General features: G+C 60.3%; 19 protein-coding genes. 15 read left to right on the top strand and 4 right to left on the bottom strand.

The genetic code is table 11. The features are described from left to right. Positions 1-40 precede the first annotated feature (40 nt). Complete coding sequence (locus OK142_RS21445; protein ID WP_216333414.1) at positions 41-937, bottom strand: helix-turn-helix domain-containing protein; 897 nt, start codon at positions 935-937, stop codon at positions 41-43. 86 nt (positions 938-1,023) lie between these two features. Here OK142_RS21445 and OK142_RS21440 point away from each other — a divergent pair, with 86 nt between their 5' ends. From OK142_RS21440 to OK142_RS21415, 6 genes are all read left to right on the top strand, one after another. Beyond that, complete coding sequence (locus OK142_RS21440; protein WP_498685047.1) at positions 1,024-2,295, top strand: ABC transporter substrate-binding protein; 1,272 nt, start codon at positions 1,024-1,026, stop codon at positions 2,293-2,295. Positions 2,296-2,557: 262 nt separating this feature from the next. Continuing rightward, a complete protein-coding gene (locus tag OK142_RS21435) occupies positions 2,558-3,418 on the top strand; it encodes a carbohydrate ABC transporter permease (protein WP_498685046.1) in 861 nt (286 codons plus the stop codon). Further along, positions 3,415-4,251: a carbohydrate ABC transporter permease gene (locus tag OK142_RS21430; protein ID WP_082185888.1), complete on the top strand. Its 837-nt coding sequence runs from the start codon at positions 3,415-3,417 to the stop codon at positions 4,249-4,251. Before OK142_RS21435 ends, OK142_RS21430 begins: the two co-directional genes overlap by 4 nt. A 10-nt stretch (positions 4,252-4,261) precedes the next feature. After that, positions 4,262-5,347 (top strand): ABC transporter ATP-binding protein, encoded by a 1,086-nt coding sequence (locus OK142_RS21425; RefSeq protein WP_498685044.1) that lies wholly within the window; start codon positions 4,262-4,264, stop codon positions 5,345-5,347. Positions 5,348-5,383: 36 nt separating this feature from the next. Continuing rightward, the gene (locus OK142_RS21420) at positions 5,384-7,387 is read left to right on the top strand and encodes an aldo/keto reductase (RefSeq protein WP_498685043.1); all 2,004 of its coding nucleotides are present in this window, start codon (positions 5,384-5,386) and stop codon (positions 7,385-7,387) included. A 472-nt stretch (positions 7,388-7,859) separates the two neighbouring features. Further along, on the top strand, positions 7,860-9,092 hold the full coding sequence (locus OK142_RS21415) for a M24 family metallopeptidase (RefSeq protein WP_498685041.1): 1,233 nt from the start codon (positions 7,860-7,862) through the stop codon (positions 9,090-9,092). A gap of 10 nt (positions 9,093-9,102) precedes the next feature. On the opposite strand, the gene OK142_RS21410 is transcribed toward OK142_RS21415, so the two are convergent. From OK142_RS21410 to OK142_RS21400, 3 genes are all read right to left on the bottom strand, one after another. Continuing rightward, positions 9,103-9,420: a cupin domain-containing protein gene (locus OK142_RS21410; RefSeq protein ID WP_003499912.1), complete on the bottom strand. Its 318-nt coding sequence runs from the start codon at positions 9,418-9,420 to the stop codon at positions 9,103-9,105. A 41-nt stretch (positions 9,421-9,461) separates the two neighbouring features. Beyond that, a complete protein-coding gene (locus OK142_RS21405) occupies positions 9,462-10,199 on the bottom strand; it encodes a FadR/GntR family transcriptional regulator (RefSeq protein WP_137038802.1) in 738 nt (245 codons plus the stop codon). A gap of 134 nt (positions 10,200-10,333) precedes the next feature. After that, a complete protein-coding gene (locus OK142_RS21400; RefSeq protein WP_498685039.1) occupies positions 10,334-11,131 on the bottom strand; it encodes an NAD-dependent epimerase/dehydratase family protein in 798 nt (265 codons plus the stop codon). Between the two features lie 174 nt (positions 11,132-11,305). Here OK142_RS21400 and kduI point away from each other — a divergent pair, with 174 nt between their 5' ends. From kduI to OK142_RS21355, 9 genes are all read left to right on the top strand, one after another. Further along, complete coding sequence (gene kduI / locus OK142_RS21395; RefSeq protein ID WP_003499907.1) at positions 11,306-12,130, top strand: 5-dehydro-4-deoxy-D-glucuronate isomerase; 825 nt, start codon at positions 11,306-11,308, stop codon at positions 12,128-12,130. Beyond that, positions 12,127-12,870, top strand: coding sequence for a 2-dehydro-3-deoxy-D-gluconate 5-dehydrogenase KduD (gene kduD, locus OK142_RS21390; RefSeq protein ID WP_035225647.1), 744 nt, complete (start codon positions 12,127-12,129; stop codon positions 12,868-12,870). Before kduI ends, kduD begins: the two co-directional genes overlap by 4 nt. A gap of 113 nt (positions 12,871-12,983) precedes the next feature. Further along, positions 12,984-13,895 (top strand): 5-dehydro-4-deoxyglucarate dehydratase, encoded by a 912-nt coding sequence (gene kdgD, locus OK142_RS21385; RefSeq protein ID WP_498685037.1) that lies wholly within the window; start codon positions 12,984-12,986, stop codon positions 13,893-13,895. A gap of 35 nt (positions 13,896-13,930) precedes the next feature. Further along, positions 13,931-15,067 (top strand): D-galactarolactone cycloisomerase, encoded by a 1,137-nt coding sequence (locus OK142_RS21380; RefSeq protein ID WP_498685035.1) that lies wholly within the window; start codon positions 13,931-13,933, stop codon positions 15,065-15,067. Further along, positions 15,064-15,942, top strand: coding sequence for an amidohydrolase family protein (locus OK142_RS21375; RefSeq protein WP_498685032.1), 879 nt, complete (start codon positions 15,064-15,066; stop codon positions 15,940-15,942). The genes OK142_RS21380 and OK142_RS21375 overlap by 4 nt, the downstream gene beginning before the upstream one ends. Before the next feature lie 141 nt (positions 15,943-16,083). Beyond that, the gene (locus OK142_RS21370; protein WP_498685031.1) at positions 16,084-17,061 is read left to right on the top strand and encodes a TRAP transporter substrate-binding protein; all 978 of its coding nucleotides are present in this window, start codon (positions 16,084-16,086) and stop codon (positions 17,059-17,061) included. Between the two features lie 78 nt (positions 17,062-17,139). Then, a complete protein-coding gene (locus OK142_RS21365) occupies positions 17,140-17,661 on the top strand; it encodes a TRAP transporter small permease (protein ID WP_082185897.1) in 522 nt (173 codons plus the stop codon). After that, a complete protein-coding gene (locus OK142_RS21360) occupies positions 17,662-18,942 on the top strand; it encodes a TRAP transporter large permease (protein WP_035225635.1) in 1,281 nt (426 codons plus the stop codon). A 110-nt stretch (positions 18,943-19,052) separates the two neighbouring features. Next, on the top strand, positions 19,053-20,147 hold the full coding sequence (locus OK142_RS21355; protein WP_498685029.1) for a glycoside hydrolase family 88/105 protein: 1,095 nt from the start codon (positions 19,053-19,055) through the stop codon (positions 20,145-20,147). Positions 20,148-20,151 lie beyond the last annotated feature (4 nt).

Raw genomic sequence — 20,151 nt, 5'->3', positions numbered from 1 at the left:
GCTGGATTCCCGTGACGAGCACAGGAATGAGGAGGGTACCCTAAGCCGCCGTCGCGCGCATGTCGCGGCGGAAATCGGAAGGCGACATGCCGGCGATCTGGCGAAACGCCTTGTTGAAGGCGCTGACGGAGCCGAAGCCGCTTTCCATGGCGATTTGCAGAATATTGTCCTTGCCGTTCATCAGCATCGCTTGCGCGCGGGAGAGCCGGAGCAGGGTCAGATATTTGATCAGCGTCATGCCGGTGGATTTGCGAAACAGGTTCATCGCATATTTCGGATGAAGCGAAGCGGCCCGCGCAATTTCCGTCGCGTCGATGTCATCTAAAAAATTGGCCGCAATGAAATCGCACATGCGCACTACGCCGATGGAGGGAGCCATGCCCTCGTCATCCTGCTTGCGCCTGCCATTGGCGGCGGAGGATATGACGGAATAGGGCTCAAGGAACATGCGCTCCACCCGCAGCAGCAATTCCTCCACCGCGTGCTGCGCCCTGGCCGGGTCCCCCGACGTGACGTAACGGAACCAGCGGCCGAAATTTTCGGCGTCGGCCCGGTCCGTCTCAGCGCTCACCATCGTCGCACCGCTCATCAGCAGGCTGGAGACAGCGGCGGGCAGGCGCATGCGGAAGAAATGCACGAGTGGCAGATGGGCGCCCGCATAAAAGGAATCGTCAGAGGAGCGGTCCATCTGGTGCGGCTGCCCGCCCCAGAAAATGCACATCTGGCCGGCATCAAGCGAAAGATCGTGATCGCCCATGCGGTAATGCACCGATCCCGACATCACATAGTTCACCTCCACCTGGGCATGCCAGTGCGGCCGGAGCATGATGGGCGGGTGATTGTGAAAAAGCTGCAGCGTCGTCGGCATGCCCTCGATGCTGCTGGCGCCCGGCTGGTAGAAGGCTCTTTCGGCAATCTTACTTTCCGCCAAATCGATGTTCCCTTTTTACGAGACAGATTTCCTGCCGCCGGTAATGTGCCCATGTTCGCTGAAGAACGGCAATTGAAAAAGGGAGGTTTTCAATGTGCTTTAAATTTCTTGGCGCGTCTACTGCTCTGGTGCTTCTCGCAGCCCCGGCATTCGCGCAATCCGAGACCGTCACCATCTGGAGCTGGAATGTCGCGGCTTCCGCGCTGAAATCCACGGTCGAAGGCTTCAACAAGCAGAATCCGGATATAAAGATCGTCGTTGAAGACCTTGGAAACAATCAGGTTTTTGACAAGACGCTGGCGGCCTGCGCCGCCGGTGGCGATGGTCTGCCTGACATCGTAACCATTGAGAACTTTGAGGCGGAGCTGTTCTGGAGCCGTTTTCCCGATTGTTTCGCCAATCTGACCGAGCTTGGCTACTCGCCTGAGAAGCAGGCGCTTTTTCCCGATTTCAAGCGCACGGAACTGGAGGTGGAAGGTGTCGCCTATGCCGTTCCGTGGGATTCCGGTCCTGTGGCGGTGTTTTATCGCCGTGACTTCTACGAAAAGGCGGGTGTTGATCCCGCCACCATCAAGAGCTGGGACGATTTCACCGATGCGGGCAAGAAGGTCATGGCGGCCAATCCCGGCACGGTGATGGCGCAGGCCGATTTCAACGGTGACAGCGAATGGTTCCGCATGATCGCCAACGAGCAGGGATGCGGTTACTTTTCGACCGACGGCCAGAGCATCACCATCAACAAGCCTGCCTGTGTCGCGACCCTTGAAAAGGTCAAGCAAATGAAGGATGCGGGCATCATCACGGCCGCGATCTGGGACGAGAAGATCCAGGCCAATACGGCCGGCAAGGCTGCAAGCCAGATGTATGGCGCCTGGTATGAAGGCACCGTTCGCTCCGGCTCCCCCGATCTTTCGGGCAAGTGGGGCGTCTATCTGATGCCGAGCCTCACGCCCGATGGCCCGCATGCCGCCAATCTCGGCGGTTCTTCGCTGGCGATCAGCTCGACGTCCGAGCACAAGGAAGCCGCCTGGAAATATATCGACTATGCGCTCACCACCAATGAGGGGCAGGTGACGATGCTGAAATCCTTCGGCCTCGTTCCCTCGTTGCTCTCCGCCATCGATGATCCTTTCGTCAAGGAAAAGCAGCCCTATTGGGGCGGGCAGGCGGTCTGGACCGATATTCTGGCAACCCTGCCGAAAATCGTGCCGAGCCGTGGCACGGCGTTCCAGTCGGATGCGGATGCGATCTACAAGGCGGCGCAGACCAAATATTTCGCGGGCGGGTATCCGGATGCGAAAGCAGCGCTCGACGATGCGGCCAAGCAGATCGAAACGGCGACAGGGCTACCGGTCGCGCAGTAAGCCGGTGGCTGTTTTATGGACCGAGAGGGTGCTGCACTTTTCTTCTCCCCGAGGGAGAGAAGTCCGCGGCAGCGGGATGAGGGGGCGAGGGTAGAGATATCCAGAGAGCCAGCCCCCTCATCCGACCCTTCGGGCCACCTTCTCCCCCTCGGGGGAGAAGAATTAGACCGCACCGTTTTGCAAAGGCCTTCCCCACATAGGGGCGCGCTCTTTCTGAAGCTTTTCCATTTATCCGGCCATCGTCCGGCATCTGGAGGTCGTCATGCCGTCAAGGAACAGGATCGCTTATGCGTTCCTTGCGCCCTATCTCCTGATTTTCGCCACCTTCTGGGTCTGGCCGATCATCAGCTCGTTCATGCTGTCGTTCCAGAATACCCGCATCAATCCCTGGCAGTTCGCGCCCTCCATGAACTGGGGGCGGCTCGTCTCCGATCCGGCGTTTTACAACGCGCTTTATAATACGCTGATCATTCTCATCATTCAGGTGCCTGTCATGATCGCGCTTGCGACCGTCATGGCGGTGCTGCTGAACTCGCCGCTGTTGAAGGTGCGCCCGCTTTATCGTTTTGCCTTCTTTGCACCCGTCGTCGTTGGAGAGGTCGCTTATGCGGCCGTTTTCCGGCTGATGTTCAGTGCCGATTTCGGCATCATCAACAAGCTCATCACCTCCGTTGGCCTTTCGCCAATCTCGTGGTTCGACAATGCCAATGCGGCGATGGCGCTGGTCATCATCGCCGTCACCTGGCGCTGGGCGGGGTATAACGCCATCATCATTCTGGCCGGGCTGCAATCCATTCCGGGCGATGTCTATGAGGCGGCGACGCTGGACAAGGTGAGCAAGCGGCAGCAGTTCTTCCACATCACCCTGCCGCTGTTGAAGCCCATCATCCTCTTCTGCGTGGTCCTGTCGGTCATCGGCACCATGCAGCTTTTCGCCGAACCCTTCCTCATCACCAACAGGGGCGGGCCGGGCGGCGGCACGGAGACGCTGGGGCTGTTCCTGTATCGGCAGGGCTTCACCTCACTCAATTTCGGTTACGCCTCGGCCATCGCCTACACCATGGCGGCGCTCGCCATCGCCATTTCACTTCTCAATCTCTGGGTCGGGAGGGAGCCGAAATGAGATCGAAATCCAGATCGCTTTTCTGGCAGAAGATTGCCCTGCATGCGGCGCTGACGCCGCTCGCCGTCATCTGGCTGTTTCCGCTGTGGATGATGTTCGTGTTTTCGACCATGCCGGATTACGGCATTTTCAGCCCGGATATCGTGCTCGTCCCCTCCACCAATTTCATTGAGAATTTCAACAACCTGCAGGCGGATACCGACTTCCTCAGGGCCATGTTCATCTCAATCACCGTCGCCGTCATCTACACGGTTCTTTCGGTGTTCCTGACCTCGATGGCGGGCTGGGCGCTGGCGCGGTACCGCTTTGCGGGACGCTCGGTGGTGATTGCCATCATTCTCGGTACCATCACACTGCCTTTCGCGGTCGTCGTCATTCCGCAATTCATCATGGTGGCGCGGGAATTCAAGCTCGCAAACACATGGGTGGCGCTGATTGTGCCGCCGCTGTTCAATTCGCTCGGCGTGCTGTTCATGCGGCAGTCTTTCTCGATGATGCCGACGGAGCTTTTCGATGCGGCAAGGGTCGAGGGTGTCAAGGAATGGCAGATATTCCTGCGTATCGCCTTGCCATTGGCGCGACCCACCATGGCGGCGCTGTCGATCATCCTCTTCCTCGCCTCGTGGAACAATTATCTCTGGCCGCTTCTCATCAATTCCCGCCCAGGAATGATGACCGCACCCGTGGCGCTTGGCACCCTCATCGGGCTCACCAAAGTGTCATGGGGCGGCATCATGGCCGGCGCGGTTCTGCTCACCGCGCCCATCCTCGTGGTTTTTGTGGCTCTGCAGCGTCACTTCATCGCCGGCATTTCCGCCGGGGCAGTCAAGTAAGGGAGGCCGCATGGCGGAACTTTCGCTCAAAAACGTCGTCAAGCGCTTCGGCGCGCTCGAAGTCATCCACGGTGCCGATCTCGAAATTGCCGACGGTGAGTTCGTGGTCTTCGTCGGCCCGTCCGGCTGCGGCAAATCCACGCTTCTGCGCATGATCGCCGGGCTGGAGGATATATCGGACGGCGATGTCAGCATCGGCGGCAGGACGGTCAACGACGCCGATCCGGCCGATCGCGGCATCGCCATGGTGTTCCAGTCTTACGCGCTCTATCCGCATATGACGGTTGCCGAAAACCTCTCCTTTGGTCTGAGGATGAACGGCAATCCCAAAGCCGATACGCAAAAGCGCGTCAGCCGCGCCGCCGAAATTCTGCAGATCAACGAGTTGATGGAACGCCGGCCGAAACAGCTTTCCGGCGGGCAGCGGCAGCGCGTCGCCATCGGCCGCGCCATCGTGCGTGAGCCGCAGGTCTTCCTGTTCGATGAACCCCTGTCGAACCTCGATGCGGAACTTCGGGTGCAGATGCGGGTGGAAATCTCGCGGCTGCACAAGCAGCTCGGCACCACGATGATCTACGTCACCCATGACCAGACCGAGGCAATGACGCTGGCCGACAAGATCGTGGTTCTGCGCGCGGGCAATATCGAACAGGTCGGCGCGCCGCTCGATCTTTATGACGACCCCGCCAACCGTTTCGTTGCCGGTTTCGTCGGTTCGCCGAAGATGAATTTTCTGGAGGCGACCGTCATCGGTATGGGCGCGGAGAGCGCAACGCTGTCGCTCGACAGCGATCCCGCCGTACGGCTGACCCTGCCTGTACGGGATCGCTTGAGCGAGGGAAGCAAGGTCTCGCTCGGTATCCGGCCCGAACATTTTGCCGATGCCGGAAAGGGCGATGCCGATCTCACCGTGCATGTCGATGTCGCCGAGCATCTCGGCAATACCAGCTACGTCTATGCCCGGACGGCAGGCGGCGAGCAGCTTGTGATCGAGCGCCCGGAATCGCGCGATGTCGCCAATCGTGACCGGCTGACGGTCGGTCTCTCGGCCCGCAAGGCCTTTCTTTTCGACAGCAAGGGCACCCGCCTGCGCTGAACCTTTTCCCAAGCACCCATGACAGACGAGGATTTCATGACGACCGACCAACCGATCCGCTGGGGCATCATCGGCCCGGGCACCATCGCCAGGACTTTTGCAGACGGCATTGCCCATTCCCGTACCGGCAGGTTAGAGGCCATCGCCACCCGCAATCCGGAAAAGCCCGGCCTTACTGACGCCTTTGTCGGCGCGCGCATCATTCATGGTTACGATGCGCTGCTTTCCGACCCCGATATCGACGCAGTTTATATCGCCACACCCCATACCGGCCACGCGGAATGGGCGATCAAGGCGATCCGGGCGGGTAAGAACGTGCTGGTTGAGAAACCGATCGCGCTTTCCGCCTATGATGCCGACGCCATTTTCCATGAGGCGAAAAAGGCCGGTGTCTTTGCCGGCGAGGCCTATATGTACCGCCTGCATCCGCAGACGGCGAAACTGGTGGAATTGATCAGGAGCCGAGCCATTGGCGATATCCGTATCATCCGCTCCAGCTTCGGTTTCAACATGGGCTCTTTCCGGGCCGATCATCGGCTTTTCGCCAATGAGATGGCGGGTGGCGGCATTCTCGATGTCGGTGGTTATCCCGTATCCATGGTGCGGCTGATTGCCGGTGCCGTGGATGGCAAGCCCTTCGCCGAACCGGAAAAGGTTGTGGGTGCGGCCCATCTCGGCCAGTCGGGCGTTGATGAATGGGCCTCGGCCGTTCTTAAATTTTCAAACGGCATCGTCGCCGAAGTCTCCTGCTCGATCATGGCGGGGCAGGACAATGTGCTGCGCATCATCGGTTCGGAAGGCCGTATCGAGGTTAAGGATTTCTGGTTTGCCGCCGGCCACAAGGGCGGCACCGGCCGGATCGATATCTTCAGGGGCGACAAGACCGAGACCATCGAGTTGCCGGAGGACCGCTGGCTCTATTCATTCGAGGTCGATGCGGCAGGCGAGGCGATCAGGCAGGGCAAGCAGGAGTTCGCTGCGCCTGGCATGGGCTGGGCCGACAGTCTCGGCAATCTGCGGGTCATGGACCAATGGCGCGCCTCTGTCGGCCTTGAATACAGCGTCGAAAAGGCGACCTCTCGTGTCGCGAATATTGCCGGTGGAAAGGTCGTGGCCGGTCATGCGGTTCCGAAGCGGCAGATACCGGGTGTTGCCAAGCCCGCTTCGGTGGTTGCGCTCGGTTTCGAGTTCTTCCCCAACTTCGCCTCCGCATCCCTGACGCTCGATGCCTTTTATGAGGCGGGCGGCAATCTGTTCGATACCGCTTATGTCTACGGTGCGGGCAAAACAGAGGCGATTTTCGGTGACTGGCACACCAGCCGCAAGGTGCCGCGTGAGGAGATCGTGCTGATCGGCAAGGGAGCCCATTCGCCGCTCTGCTATCCGGATATGATCGCCAAACAGCTCGATCAGTCGCTCGAGCGTCTGAAAACGGATTATGTCGATGTCTATTTCATGCATCGTGACAATCCGGATGTGCCGGTTGGCGAATTCGTGGATGCGATGGATGCCGAAGTGCAGCGCGGCAGTATTCGCGGAATTTTCGGTGGATCGAACTGGACGCGCGAACGCATGGACGAGGCGGCAACCTATGCGCAGAAGAATGGCAAACAGGCCCCCGGCGCTCTTTCCAACAATTTCTCGCTTGCCGAAATGCTTGATCCCATCTGGGCGGGATGCGTGGCGGCGTCGGATGAGGACTGGAAGGCATGGCTCCAGTCCCGTCAGATCCCGAACTTCGCCTGGTCGAGCCAGGGGCGCGGCTTCTTCACCGACCGCGCCGGGCGGGACAAGCGTGATGACGAGGAAATCGTCCGCGTCTGGTATTCCGACCGCAATTTCGATCGCCGTGACCGCGCGATCGAGCTTGCCCGTAAACTCGGCCGCCACCCGATCCACATCGCGCTTGCTTACGTCATCGCACAACCTTTCCCTGTCATCCCGTTGATCGGGCCGAGGACGATAGCGGAGCTTGAGGACAGCCTTTCGGCGCTGGATATCAGCCTGACGGATGAGCAGGTGAAGTGGCTGGAGGCGTGACCGGTAGCGGATTATCCCGGGGGTAGTCGGGCGAAAACTGCAAAACATTTGTCATCCTCGGGCTTGACCCGAGGATCCACAACCCGCCGAAAAATGGATCCTCGGGTCAGGCCCGAGGATGACGTCGCGGCTGTGGGGAGATTTGTGAGCAGCTCTGCAGTGGATTTGCCCCGAACGTCAATCAATGAGGCGTCGCCGCCCGTTTCTTCTCCCCGCCGGGGAGAAGATGCCCCGAAGAGGTAGATGAGGGGGCAAGCTCTCCGCATATCTCTGCCGTCGCCCCCCCTCATCCCGCTGCCGCGGACTTCTCCCCGGCGGGGAGAAGAAACAAGAGGCACCCGCTCGCGCCGAATTGTGAGCTTCCGGTTGTGGGTGTCATCTTCCACCTTCATTCCTCTCCCGGCGACTGCTAAAGCGTAGGTTCATAAACGGTGCGGTCTCGCACCGCAGGCAAACGATCTACGGGGTTCCCATGAGCGATATCGACCGAAGCCGTGCGCAGCAGCTGATGCGGGAGGCGGATATCGAGGCGCTGGTGCTTTTCCAGCCGGAAGCCTTTCGTTATGCGGTCGGGGCGCATGCGGGTGTCGCGACGATGTGGGGCAGGGCGGGTTCGGCAATCGCGCTGGTGCCCGCCGATGCCGGGACGAGATTGGGCGCTGTCGTCAGCGATCATGCCGCACCTCTTGTCGCAAGGGCCGCGCCCGATGTCGATTTGCGCTGCCATCGGATCTGGATCGATATGGTCGATCTGTCGAACGTCGAAAACATCTCGCAGGTGGACGATGCCTATCGCCGCCACAATTCCGGTGGGCCAAGACCGGAGACATTCGATCGGGCCGCCTGTTTCGGTCTGCTGGCCGATCTTCTGCGGGAGCGCGGGCTGTCTGCGGCGCGCCTTTGGGCGGACCTGGAATTCATGCCCGCCGCTGATTTTCTCGCCCTGCGTCAGGCCCTTCCCGATGTCACCTGGGTGGACGGTTCGACGGTGCTGAAACGTCTGCGTGCCGTAAAATCCGAACGCGAGACAGGGCTCCTCAGACGGGCGGCGGCCGCCGCCGAGGCCGGACTGATCGAGATGGCGGCCGCCATCCGGCCTGGAGCGGCGCTTGGCCAGCTTTCAGCCGCCTGGAAAACAGGCGCACAGGCGCATGCCCACAACTCGGGTTTTTCGTTGAGCGGCCATTGGGATTACATATCCATCGGCCCGGCTTTGTCGGATATGGCGGCGGTCGTTACGCCGGGCGCGCTGATCAAGGCCGATGTCGGCACGCTGGTCGACGGTTATTCGTCGGACGGCGCGCGGACGTTTTCCTGGGGGCCGGTCTCTCCGCTCGCGGCCGATATTTTCAAGGCGCTGGAGGCAGCCTTTGCCCGTGGGCTCGAAGCTCTCCGCCCCGGCAATACATTCGGTGCCGTGCACGCCGCCATGCTGGCCTCGATGCGCAGGCAAGGTTTCAGCGAATATTATCGCGGCCATTTCGGCCATTCCGTCGGGGGTGGCGTGGGTATTGAGGAATGGCCGTTCTTTTCCCATGACAATCCGGAAATCATTCTGCCCGGCATGGTCGTGGCGCTTGAAGCGCCTTTCTATGGCGAAGGGCTGGGGGCGCTGATGATCGAGGACCAGTTCCTCGTCACCTCGGCAGGGACAGAGTGCATGAACAGCCTGCCACGCACCCTGCGGGATTTGTCTCTAGACTGATTGCCGTCCCTCAGAGAAAATCGTCGCGGCGCGGGGTGAAGCAGTCGATCAGCTCGCCCTCTTCCAGACACAGGCAGCCGTGCTCGATGTGGCCGGGGACGACGAGACTGTCGCCTTTCTGAAGGTCGTAGGCCTCGCCATCGCGGTAAAAGCGGAAGCTGCCGCTGGCGACATAGGTGGATTGCACATGCGGGTGGCTGTGCAGCTTGCCTTCCGCACCGGTTTTGAAGCGGAACGAAACAACCATCAGTTCAGGCGCTTCGGACAGCACGGTGCGTTCAACGCCATCGTCGGGTGAAACTGTCGGGAATGTCGGAAGCTGCTGCATGTCGTTCTCCTCGGTCTTGCAATATGGATATGCGGGAAGTTTCAGCGTGGTGCGCGCAGCATGGCGCGATACCGCGTCTGGCTGCTTTTCAGGTGGTGACGCATGGCGCTTCTGGCCGCCTCTTCGTCACCGTCCTGTATCGCAATCAGGATTGCTTCATGCTCGCCGACAAGCCGGTTGAGATCGGCGGGCGAAAGCACGGTTTCCGTGCCGTTTTCAGCAACGGCGCGGCGCGGAATGAGGGTCGGGCCCAGCACCTGTAGAAACTCACTGAAGCGCGGATTGTTGGTCGCCTCGGCAACCGCCAGGTGAAAGGCGAAATCAGCTTCTGCCGTCGGAATGCCCTTGGCGGCGCTGGCGCGGAAGGCATCGAAGGCTTCGATGATCTTTTCCTCCTGCGCCGGCGAGCGGCGAAGGGCGGCAAGACCGGCAGCATCCCCCTCGACGGCGGTGCGCAGTTCCAGCATTTCGATCAGCGACGAGACACGGGCGAGATCGACATTGTGGAAAGGCCGTCGCTCGACTGGCGCTGGCTCCAGTACAAAGACGCCCGCACCCTGACGCGGTTCGACCAGACCATCGGATCTGAGTGACGCGATGGCCTCACGCACCACGGTGCGGCTCACGCCGAATTCCTGCGTCATCTGCGCTTCGGAAGGCAGGCGCTCGCCCGTCTTGTAACGGCCCTTGGCTATCTGGCTGCGGAGCTCCTCCGAAACCTTCACCACAAGCGTCTTGGCTTGCGGAGCTGCGGGTTCGGAGGTTGTCGCTTTTGTCATTGTCATCGCCGTTCTAAAAAAGGGTGCAGGTTTGCGCCCGGTATTCCTCGATACGTTATTCGCGGCCCGGCTTGCAATCCCGCTCCTCGCACAGGAAAGACCGGTTGTCGCGCCTGCCGGTCTCATAGGGCATTTCAGTTCGCCTTGAAGATCGGGTTGTCGATGAAAACGCCGCCCTGAAACCGTGCCACCGCATCGTTCGGGTCCGGTTGCGGCATTGTCTCGGCAATGTGCTGCCGGAAGGTCTCGGCATTGTCCTTCGGTTTCCAGCCAAGCCAGCCGAGGTGCGAATTGTCCCACCAGCCCGCATCATTGGCCGATGCGCCCCAGATGACCGGGCAACCGAGCACGGGCGCGCGGAAAACCGCCTCTATCAGCGATACGAAGTCATCCTGCGAAAACCAGGTCGACAACATGCGGTGGTTTTGCGGTTCTGCCGTGCAGGAGCCGATACGGACCAGCGCCGTCTCCTGACCGAATTTTTCGAAATACATGCGGGCGAGGCTTTCACCGAAACATTTGGAAACGCCGTAAAGACCGTCCGGCCGGAAGGGGATGTCCGGTCCGAGCCGCTCGGTCTGGGAATAATAACCGATCGTGTGGTTGGAGCTGGCGAAGACGATGCGCGGCTGGCCGTGGGCACGGGCGGCTTCGTAGAGATTATAAAGCCCGATGATATTGCCCTGAAGGATCTGCTCGAAAGGCCGCTCCACCGATATGCCGCCGAGATGGACGATGCCGTCACAATCGGCCACCATCGCATCGACGGCCCCGGCGTCGGCCAGATCGCATTGCAGGCATTCTTCGTTCGGCCCGGCCGGATCGAGCGGTGCAAGATCGGCAAGGCGCAATATCTCGGCCATCGGTGCGAGGCGCTTGCGCATGACGCGGCCGAGCTGGCCTGCCGCACCGGTAACAAGAAGCCGTTTCATTGCAATTCTCCTAAACGAATGGGCTGCGGATCAACGAAGCTGCGGAAAACCCGCATCCAGCCTCTCCGGCGTGGCCGAGATATCTCAGCACCTCTTGACCTTATCATACAGATCGTACAAAAGCGGATAACATATATTATGTCCTATGCGCAACAATCATGAAGGATGAGTTTGATGCTGACCGTCGAAACAAGGCAGGCCGTCAACCCGGAATTTGCTAAAACGCTCGATACTGAAGGGCTTCGCAAGCATTTCCTCGCCAGCGACATGTTCCGTTCCGGTGAAATCAGACTGATCTACACCCATTACGACCGTTTCGTCATGGGCGGCGCGGTGCCGAACGGCGCACCGCTGACGCTGGATAAGGTAGAAGAAACGAAGACGCCGTCTTTCCTTGACCGGCGCGAGATGGGCATCGTCAATATCGGCGAGACCGGCACCGTCAGCGCCGGCGGGCAGAGCTACACGCTCAATCGTGGCGACGTGCTTTATCTCGGCGCGGGCAGCGGTGCCGTTACTTTCGACGGGGCAGGGCGATTCTACATCACGTCGTGCCCGGCCCATCGCAGCCTGCCGGCAAAGCTCGTCAGCCTTGCCGACAGCAAGGAGGTCAAGCTCGGCGCGACGGAGACTTCCAACAAGCGCACCATCAACCAGTTCATCCATCCGCTTGTCATGGAAAGCTGCCAGCTGGTGCTGGGTTATACGACGCTGGAGGACGGCTCCGTCTGGAACACCATTCCTTCCCATATTCATGATCGCCGCATGGAGGCCTATCTCTATTTCGGCATGGATGAGAAATCCCGTGTTCTACACCTGATGGGTGAGCCGCAGGAAACCCGGCATCTGTTCATCTCGAATGAAGAGGGTGCGGTTTCGCCGCCCTGGTCGATCCATTCCGGCGCCGGCATCGGCTCCTACACCTTCATCTGGGCGATGGCGGGAGACAATGTCGATTATACCGACATGGACTTCATCCAGCCGGGGGATCTGAAATGAAAAATCCCTTTTCGCTTCAAGGGCGTAAGGCATTAGTGACGGGCGCCAATACGGGGCTCGGCCAGGCAATCGCCATCGGCCTTGCCGCCGCCGGCGCGGAAGTGGTCTGCGCCGCCCGCCGTGCGCCCGACGAAACGCTGGAACTAATTGCGAAGAATGGCGGCAAGGCCAGCGCGCTCACGATCGACTTTGCCGATCCCTTGGCGGCGAAGGACAGCTTTGCCAATGCCGGTCTGGATATTCTCGTCAACAATGCCGGCATTATCCGCCGTGCCGATTCCGTCGAGTTTTCCGAACTCGACTGGGACGAGGTGATGGACGTCAATCTCAAGGCGCTGTTTTTCACCACGCAGGCTTTCGCGAAAGAGCTGCTGGCGAAAGGCCGTTCCGGCAAGGTGGTCAATATCGCCTCGCTCCTGTCGTTTCAGGGTGGCATCCGCGTGCCCTCCTACACGGCGGCGAAACATGGCGTGGCCGGTCTCACCAAGCTTCTGGCAAATGAGTGGGCCGCAAAGGGCATCAATGTGAATGCCATCGCGCCTGGTTACATCGAAACCAACAATACCGAGGCGTTGCGGGCGGATGTGGCCCGCAACAAGGCCATTCTCGAGCGTATCCCGGCTGGCCGCTGGGGGCATTCCGAAGATATTGCCGGGGCGGCGGTTTTCCTCGCATCGCCGGCGGCGGATTATGTGCATGGCGCCATTTTGAATGTGGATGGCGGCTGGCTGGCGCGCTGATTTGCGCCAGTTTCTAAAATTCATCATATAACTTGTATGATGAGTTATTGACAAATATACGGCAAGCGGTTTAGGTGGCTTTCAGTCAGTGAACTTGCAGAGGAATACCGATTATGAACCCTGAACAAATCAAGGCGGCGCTTGGCTCCGGCCTGCTCTCCTTCCCGGTAACCCATTTTGATTCCGAGGGCCGTTTTGCGGCCGATAGCTACAGGGCGCATGTGGAATGGCTCGCCGGTTACAAGGCGCCGGTGCTGTTTGCCGCCGGCGGCACGGGCGAGTTCTTCTCGCTGAAGCCGGATGAAATCCCCACCATCGTTTCGGCTGCCAAGGAAGTGGCCGGTGAAACGGCAATCGTTTCCGGCTGCGGCTACGGCACCGAGGTTGCGGTCGATATCGCCCGTTCCGTCGAAAAGGTCGGTGCTGACGGCATCCTGCTTCTGCCGCATTACCTCATCGATGCGCCGCAGGAAGGCCTCTACGCGCATATCAAAAAGGTCTGCCAGTCGGTCGGCATCGGTGTCATGGTTTATAACCGCGACAATTCGGTGCTCCAGGCGGATACGCTGGCGCGTCTTTGCGATGAATGCCCGAACCTTGTCGGCTTCAAGGATGGCACCGGCGATATCGGTCTCGTTCGCCAGATCACCGCCAAGATGGGCGACCGCCTGATGTATCTCGGCGGCATGCCGACGGCGGAACTGTTTGCCGAAGCCTATCTCGGCGCCGGCTTCACCACCTATTCCTCGGCCGTCTTCAACTTCGTGCCGGGTCTTGCCAACGAATTCTACGCGGCGCTGCGTGCCGGCGAGCGCGCCACCTGCGAGCGCATCCTGACGGAGTTCTTCTATCCGTTCATGGCGATCCGCAACCGCGCCAAGGGTTACGCCGTCTCCGCCATCAAGGCCGGTGTTCGCCTGCAGGGCTTTGATGCCGGCCCGGTGCGTGCGCCGCTGAAGGACCTGACGAATGAGGAAGTCGGCATGCTCGATGCCCTGATCGGCACGCATAAGCGCAAAGCCTGATCAAGGTCTGATCCGGGCAAAACGGGAGGGGAGCGATGAAGATAACGGCGGTGCGCACGCATCTGCTCGAACATCGGCTGGACACGCCGTTTGAAAGCGCCTCCATGCGCTTTGACAGGCGCGCCCATATTCTGGTGGAGATCGAATGCGATGATGGAACCGTCGGCTGGGGCGAATGCCTGGGTCCGGCGCGACCGAACGCCGCCGTGGTTCAGGCCTATTCCGGCTGGCTTATCGGCCAGGACCCGCGCCAGACCGAAAAGATCTGGGCCGTGCTTTATAATGCCCTGCGCGATCAGGGCCAGCGCGGCCTCAGCCTCACCGCTTTGTCCGGTATCGATATCGCGCTGTGGGATATCAAGGGCAAACATTACGGTGCTTCCGTCTCGATGCTGCTGGGTGGACGCTGGCGCGAAAGCGTCCGCGCCTATGCCACCGGCAGCTTCAAGCGAGACGGTGTAGACCGCGTCTCCGACAACGCCGCCGAAATGGCGGAACGTCGGGCAGACGGTTTCCACGCCTGCAAGATCAAGATCGGTTTCGGCATCGAGGAGGATCTTCGCGTCATCGCCGCCGTGCGCGAAGCGATCGGGCCGGATATGCGGCTGATGATCGATGCCAATCATGGTTATACCGTCACGGAAGCCATCACGCTCGGCAACCGTGCGGCTGACTATGGCATCGACTGGTTCGAGGAACCGGTGGTTCCGGAACAGCTAGATGCCTATGCCCGCGTTCGGGCAGGACAGCCTATTCCGGTTGCGGGTGGTGAGACCTGGCACGGGCGTTACGGCATGTGGCAGGCGCTTTCCGCCGGTGCGGTGGATATTCTCCAGCCCGACCTCTGCGGCTGCGGCGGTTTTTCCGAAACGCAGAAGATTGCCACGCTCGCCACGCTGCACGGCGTGCGCATTGTGCCGCATGTCTGGGGCACCGGTGTGCAGATTGCCGCCGCCCTGCAATTCATGGCGGTGATGACGCCCGATCCGGTGCGGGTCAACCCCATCGAGCCGATCATGGAATTCGACCGCACGCCCAATCCCTTCCGCCAGGCAGTGCTGAAGCAGCCGATCGAGGCGGTGAACGGCGTTGTCGCCATTCCCAATGGCCCAGGCCTCGGCATTGAGATCAATCGCGATGCGCTCACCGAATTCAGGATGCCCGACGCATGAGCGACCTTGAACGCCAGCTGACCGGTACCCCGCCGAAGCCGCCCTTTCCCAGGGGCGCCATAGATACGCAGATGCATCTGTATCTGCCGGGATATCCAGCATTGCCGGGCGGGCCGGGCCTGCCGCCGGGCTCGCTTCCGGGGCCAGCCGAGTACAGAAAGCTGATGCAGTGGCTCGGCCTGAACCGCGTCATCATCACCCAGGGCAATGCCCATCAGCGCGACAATGCCAATACGCTTGCCTGCGTTGCCGAGATGGGCGAGGCGGCGCGTGCGGTGGTGATCATCGATGCGGGCACGACGGAAAAGGACATGGAGCAACTGGCGGCCGCTGGCGCTGTTGGCGCGCGTATCATGGATCTGCCGGGCGGTGCCGTGAACCTTGCCGAACTGGAAGCGGTGGACGAGCGCGCTCATGCGGCCGACTGGATGGTGGCGGTGCAGTTCGACGGCAACACGTTGCTCGATCATCTGCCCAGACTTGAGAAAATTCGCTCACGCTGGGTTTTTGATCACCATGGCAAGTTCTTCAGGGGCATTAAAACCGATGGCCCGGAAATGGCCGCGCTTCTGAAGCTCATCGACCGTGGCAATCTCTGGTTCAAATTCGCCGGGGTGTATGAAAGTTCGCGTGAGAGCTGGCCCTATGAGGACGTCGCCGCCTTTTCGCGCGTGATCGCGGCCCATGCGCCGGAACGCATCGTCTGGGGCACCAACTGGCCGCACAATTCAATCCGCGAGACCGCAGCCTATCCGGATGATGCGCGGCTTGCGGAACTGGTTCTTGGCTGGTTGCCGGATGAGGCGGCACGCCAGCGCGCGCTGGTGGAAAACCCTGAAGCGCTGTTCAAGCTGCCACCGTTCAAGGCGGCATAGCGTCAATCCGGGATGGTTGGGAAAGGGAGGTCCCATCGTCCCATCAAGTGAAAGGTCTTTGCATGCCGGCCCGGATGGGCGTGAAAATTCGGTCCTATAGCCTGGAGGGGCTGGACCGTTGTTACAACGGAGGAGGAAGACATGAAAAAGATTGCAAGCATGATGTGCGTCGCGATGGGGATCGCGCTCGCGGGCGTTTCCGCCAAGGCGCAGGAAATCACCCTGCGTTCTGCAGACATCCATCCCGACGGTTATCCGACGGTCGAAGCCGTGAAATATATGGGCGAGCTCCTGTCTGAGCGCTCCAATGGCCGCATCAAGGTGCAGGTCATGAACAATTCGGTTCTCGGCGGTGAGAAAGACACCATCGAGCAGACCCGCTTCGGTGTCATCGACATGAACCGCGTCAATGCCGCGCCCTTCAATAATCTGGTGAAGGAAACCACGGTTCTCGGCCTGCCTTTCCTGTTCCGTTCGACGGAGCACATGCACAATACCGTTGACGGGCCGATCGGCGATGAGGTTCTCGCGGCCTTCGAACCGCACGGCCTTGTCGGTCTTGCCTTTTATGATTCCGGTGCGCGCTCTTTCTACACCACCAAAAAGCCCATCGAAAAACTGGCGGACCTCAAGGGCCTGAAAATCCGCGTGCAGCAATCGGATCTGTGGATTTCGATGATGCAGGCTTTCGGCGCCAACCCAACGCCGATGCCGATGGGTGAGGTCTATTCCTCGCTTGAAACCGGTGTTGTCGACGGTGCGGAAAACAACTGGCCGTCCTACGAATCCGCTCGCCACTATGAAGTCGCGAAGAACTATTCGCTGACGGAACATTCGCTCAACCCGGAAATCCTCGTGATGTCCAAGGTCTCCTGGGACAAACTCTCTCCGGAAGACCAGAAGCTCGTGCGCCAGGCTGCGAAGGATTCCGTCGGCAAGATGCGCGAACTGTGGAGCGCCCGCGAAAAGGCCTCGGAAGAAAAGGTGCGTGCCGGCGGCGTCAACGTCATCAAGGTCAACAAGGAGGAGTTCGCCGCAGCGATGGGTCCGGTCTACGACAAGTTCGTGACCGATCCGAAGATGAAGGACCTTCTGGAACGGGTCAAAGCGGTCAAGTGACATGGGGGAAACCGGCTCTGGCGACAGGGCCGGTTTTCTTTTGCAGCCGTCTTGTTTGAAGGAGGAGGAGGAAGGCAAATGCGAAACTTCATGCGGGCGGTTCGCCCATTTCTCGGCGCACTCAGCCATGTGTCGCTCTATATTGCCGGTATCGGCATGGTCGCCATGACGCTTATCGTCGGCTGGCAGGTCTTTGCCCGTTATATCCTGAATGATTCACCCAGCTGGTCGGAACCGCTGTCGCTTCACCTCATGTCATGGTTCATCATGCTGGGGGCTGCGGTCGGTGTGCGGGAGAGCGTGCATCTGGGGCTGGATATTCTGCGTTACATGATGCCGCCGCGCATACAGAAGGGAATGGACCTGACCAGCCTTGCCCTGATCTTTTTCTTCGGTGTCGGCATGGCCTGGTACGGAACATCGCTTTCCATCGGGACATGGACGGCGACGGTCCCGGTTCTCGGCTGGCCGGGCGGCACGGATTTCTTCCCGCTCGTGGGTGGCGGTTTCCTCATTGCGCTGTTTGCGGCCGAACGTTTTGTCGATCTCGCCATCGGCGAGGAGATCGCGGCGGATATTCTCGTGCAGGAGGCCGCGTAAATGGCTTACACCATCCTCTTCGGTGTCTTCACCCTTTTGATGCTGATCGGCACGCCGATCGCCTTCTGCCTTGGCATCGCTTCTTTCGTTACCGTGCTTTATCTCGGCCTGCCGCCCATCGTGGTGTTCCAGCAGATGAATTCCGGCATGAACGTGTTTGCGATGATGGCGATCCCGTTCTTCATCTTCGCCGGTGATCTGATGGTGCGCGGCGGTATCGCCCATCGTCTCATCCGTTTCGCGGCCGGTCTTGTCGGCCATCTGCGCGGCGGTCTCGGGCAGGTCAATATCGTCGCCTCGACGCTGTTCGGCGGTATTTCCGGTTCGGCTGTGGCGGATGCATCCGCCGTCGGCGGGTTGATGATCCCGCAAATGGCCAAGCGCGGTTATGACAGGGACTATGCCGTCAATGTCACCGTCAACGCTGCCATCATCGCGCTGATGATCCCGCCATCGCATAATATGATCCTTTATTCGATCGCGGCGGGCGGCAATGTCTCGGTGGCCGATCTCTTCACCGCCGGCATCATTCCGGGCCTCCTGCTTGCCGCAGCCCTGATGGTCACCGCCTATATCGTTGCGCGGCGCAAGGGTTACCCTTCAGAGCCATTCCCCGGCTTTTCCAAGCTGATGTATTATCTTCTGGCGTCGTTCCCCGGCATCCTGCTGATCGGCATCATCTTCGGCGGCGTGCGTTCTGGCATCTTCACCGCAACGGAAAGCTCCTGCATCGCCGTTCTCTATGCCTTCCTCGTCGCCATGTTGGTCTATCGCGAGCTTGACTGGAGCGGTTTCGTCGAAGCGGTGATGGGCGCGGTTCGGACGACGGCGATGGTTCTGCTGGTCATCGGCACGGCGGCGTCCTTCGGCTGGCTGATGGCGTTCCTGCAGGTGCAGACCCTGATGATCGCAGCCATCAGCGCGATTTCGGACAATCCGATCATCGTGTTGCTGGTCATCAACGTCATCCTGCTGCTGCTCGGCACCTTCATGGACATGGCGCCGATGGTCATCATTTCGACGCCGGTCCTTCTGCCTGTGGTGAAGGCCTTCGGTATCGACCCCGTGCATTTCGGTGTGGTGATGATCCTCAATGCCGGTATCGGCCTCAATACGCCACCCGTCGGAACGGTGCTTTTCGTCGGCTGCGCGGTCGGCGGCATATCGATCAGGGAGGCGATGCGGACGATCTGGCCGTTCTTTGGAGCAAGCATCGCGGTGCTGCTTGCCGTGACTTATATCCCGTCACTTTCGCTTTGGTTGCCGTCGCTCTTCCGGTGAGTGCAAGGGCATCTTCAAAAACAGGCCTCGCCATTCCGGCGGGGCCATGATGCATGGGGCCCGGCACAGACAGACCCATATCATCTGTCAGAAATTTATTGAGAAAATCCATGAAAGCCACTGATTACTTTGACCAATTCTCCATTCGCTACAAGCACTACAAGGGCGGTAGCTGGTGTTATGAGGATGGATGTGTCTATCGGGGGCTACAGCTTTTATTCGAGGCCAGTGGCGATGAGCGCTGGCGTCACCACCTCCATCGGCTGGCCGACGCCCAGATATCGGCGGATGGAACACTCGCCGGTTACAAGCCGGCAGAATATAATATCGATCATATTCTGGCCGGCCGCATTCTCTTTCCCCTTGCCGCGGAAACGGGTGAGGCGCGTTACCTTGCCGCGGCGGATCATCTGGCAGGCCAACTCCGCACCCATCCGCGCATTGCCGCCGGCAATTATTGGCACAAGCAGCGTTATCCGCATCAGGTCTGGCTGGACGGGCTTTATATGGGGCTGCCCTTCCAGATCGAATATGCGCAGGCGACGGGTCGCACCGAGCTGATCGACGATGCGCTGCGGCAGTTTTCATCCGCACTTTCGCTCACCGCAGATGCCGGCGGGCTTTACGTCCATGGTTATGACGACAGCCGCAGCCAGCGCTGGGCCGACCCCTCGACCGGCCAGTCGCCCGCCATCTGGGCGCGTGCCGTCGGCTGGCTTGCCATGGCGCTGGTCGATGCATTGGTCATTCTGCCTGATGATGGCGCAACGGCACCGCTTCGCGAGCGTGCACGTCTGCTTCTGGCCGGCATTGTTGCGCGGCAGACGGAAGCCGGTCTCTGGATGCAGGTGCTCGACAATTCGACCCTTGCCGGAAATTACGAGGAAACCTCCGCGTCGGCCATGTTCGCCTACGCTCTGCTGCGTGCTGTCCGGCTGGGACTTTTGCAGGGCGAGGAGGCCGATGCTGCCGTTTCGGCGGGCCGCCGCGCGCTTAGGGTGCTGCTGGAGACGCGGCTCAAGGTGGACGAGGAGGGCATCACCCGCCTTACCGGCATCGTCCACGTCGCGGGGCTCGGCGGCTTCGAGGGCAATTATCGCGACGGCTCGCCGGGATATTATCTGACCGAGCCGGTGGTGTCCGATGATGCCAAGGGTGTGGGGCCGCTGATGATGGCCTATGCCGAGGGGCTTCTTCTGAAATGATAGT

The sequence above is a fragment of the Agrobacterium sp. BT-220-3 genome (genome assembly GCF_025910175.1).
GTDB classification, from domain to species: Bacteria; Pseudomonadota; Alphaproteobacteria; order Rhizobiales; family Rhizobiaceae; genus Agrobacterium; species Agrobacterium oryzihabitans.
The sequence above is the reverse complement of the archived record's forward strand: the minus strand, read 5'-3'. Positions and strand labels throughout refer to the sequence as shown.